The sequence below is a fragment of the Peribacillus sp. NPDC058002 genome (assembly GCF_042886655.1).
GTDB lineage: Bacteria > Bacillota > Bacilli > Bacillales > DSM-1321 > Peribacillus > Peribacillus aracenensis.
In genome coordinates this window covers 1-1,787 of the sequence record NZ_JBHVQU010000454.1, presented here as the reverse complement: position 1 = coordinate 1,787, position 1,787 = coordinate 1, and the positions used below count along the sequence as shown (strand labels likewise).

Genomic DNA, 1,787 nt, shown 5'->3' with positions numbered 1-1,787 from the left:
GGTTTTGCTTCAATCATGCAATCAAGCTGTGGTAAGCTTCCCTTTATTTGTTGCAAAAAATCCATGAACATTCCTATATCCACAAAGTCAGCGTGTGCTCGAAATTCCTTATCGGACCTTGGACTTGATATATGCATTTTAGGAGGTAGCTTCGAAATACTCCAGGTATTTAATATACGGTTCCAATGATCTTTCCAATCTTCACTTGGTAACTGATGTGCAAGGTAATGGTGGTAATCAAAAACCATAGGAATCCCTAATTTCTCACATAAATAAAGAGTTTCCGATAAAGTATAGGTAGTATCATCATTCTCAAGAATGACCATTCTCTGAATCGATTCAGGAATCAAGCCCCAATTATGGATGAACTGCTCTAATGCCTGAACATGCTCCCAATAACCGCCCCCAACATGGAGAACGCAGCGGTGCTCGGGATCGACTCCCATTTTTTTCAATAACGTATGATGCATCCTTAATGTTTTTAAAGATGTCTTCAGAATATCGATATTTGTACTATTCAAGATGACGAAATGATCTGGGTGAAAATCTATCCTTATTTTTGGGTGGTCTGTAATGAATGTTTTTAATTTAGCCAGTTCTTCTGAAATCGGATCGATGTAATCCCATTCTGGTATTTCTGGATGATTGGCTAAAGGGATTAGTTTTGAAGAAAGCCTAAAGAACTGGATATTATTAGCTTCGTTATGAATCAGCAAACGCCAGCAATTATGAAGATTGGAAATCGAAATACGTTCGAGCTTCCTTATCGCGGCATCTCTGTCCTTAATTTTCGAAAACTGAGCAAAAGTCATCGTTTGGGATGGTGAACAGTTTGGAACATGATTACTCATGGCTACATAACCAAGGCGGATTAATGTCAATGGGATAACTCCTTTACGGTTTTATGTTTATTGGAAGTATTCCCCTTTGCAATCAATATTATATATGTAAGCAACCATCCCTCCCCAAAATAAAAAAATGGCCTTTTTCCGAATGAATATCGGGCAAAAGCCATTTTTCCAACTATCATATTCACGCTAGGATTTCATTCTCTTTCCTTTTACACTGCAGGGGTCGGGGTTGGTTTAGCATATCCACTTTAATATTTTTCATCGATTTTATTCCGGATCTCTTTGATGCTCATACCGTCATTCAAGTCCAATATGGATTGTGCAGCTATTTCTAAGCAAACTCCGCATTTCGTCCCGTGGTCATCCCAAACGACTTCACCATTCTTTTTATTATCATGAATAAAACAATCGTAATTATTTTTATGGTTAGCTGACTCACCACAACCGCAGTAACAAGGTATTTTTTCAAGTAAATTTTTGTTTTGCGCAACAGCTAAATAGATTGTCTTCATATCCTCAGGTTTATCAGCTAAGAAATCCGGTGCTATCTCCTTGCTGATGGTCTCCTCCTGAATATCACCGGATACCGAATGTTCTGAATGTCCTTCATGACTGTTTTCTTTTTGAATAACACTTTCCTCTTCACTTGAACAACCTGAAAGTATTAATGAAGAACAGATCCCTAAAGTGATGGTCATTAATTTTAGCTTCATTTATACACTCCTTGATCAATTTGATATCCCCATTTTATGGTACCCAAGGGATTTCTACAAGCATTAGGTTCCATAATGATAAGGATTTGAAATAACAAGTATACTAAAATGCCTTACTGGTACGACTTCGTGCGTATTCTTAAAATATTAACCAAACTTTAAAAAAGACTCTTTTCGTAAAGATTGTTGTTTTTAAAAACTAAACGATTTAAGGTTGATGGAG

The 1,787-nt window shown here is 36.9% G+C and carries 2 protein-coding genes; both read right to left on the bottom strand.

Annotated elements, in window-relative coordinates; all coding sequences use genetic code 11:
- On the bottom strand, window positions 1-881 hold an 881-nt coding region (gene uvsE / locus ACFVSH_RS26235; protein WP_387708738.1), incomplete at its 3' end, for a UV DNA damage repair endonuclease UvsE.
- A gap of 218 nt (window positions 882-1,099) precedes the next feature.
- Entirely contained in the window at window positions 1,100-1,564 is a 465-nt protein-coding gene (locus tag ACFVSH_RS26230; RefSeq protein ID WP_387708736.1) for a PCYCGC motif-containing (lipo)protein, read from the bottom strand.
- Window positions 1,565-1,787: the final 223 nt, after the last annotated feature.

What these genes read in the sequence shown, in the direction of transcription:
- ACFVSH_RS26230 (WP_387708736.1), bottom strand. Translation starts at nt 1,564, where the DNA reads ATGAAGCTAAAATTAATGACCATCACTTTAGGGATCTGTTCTTCATTA.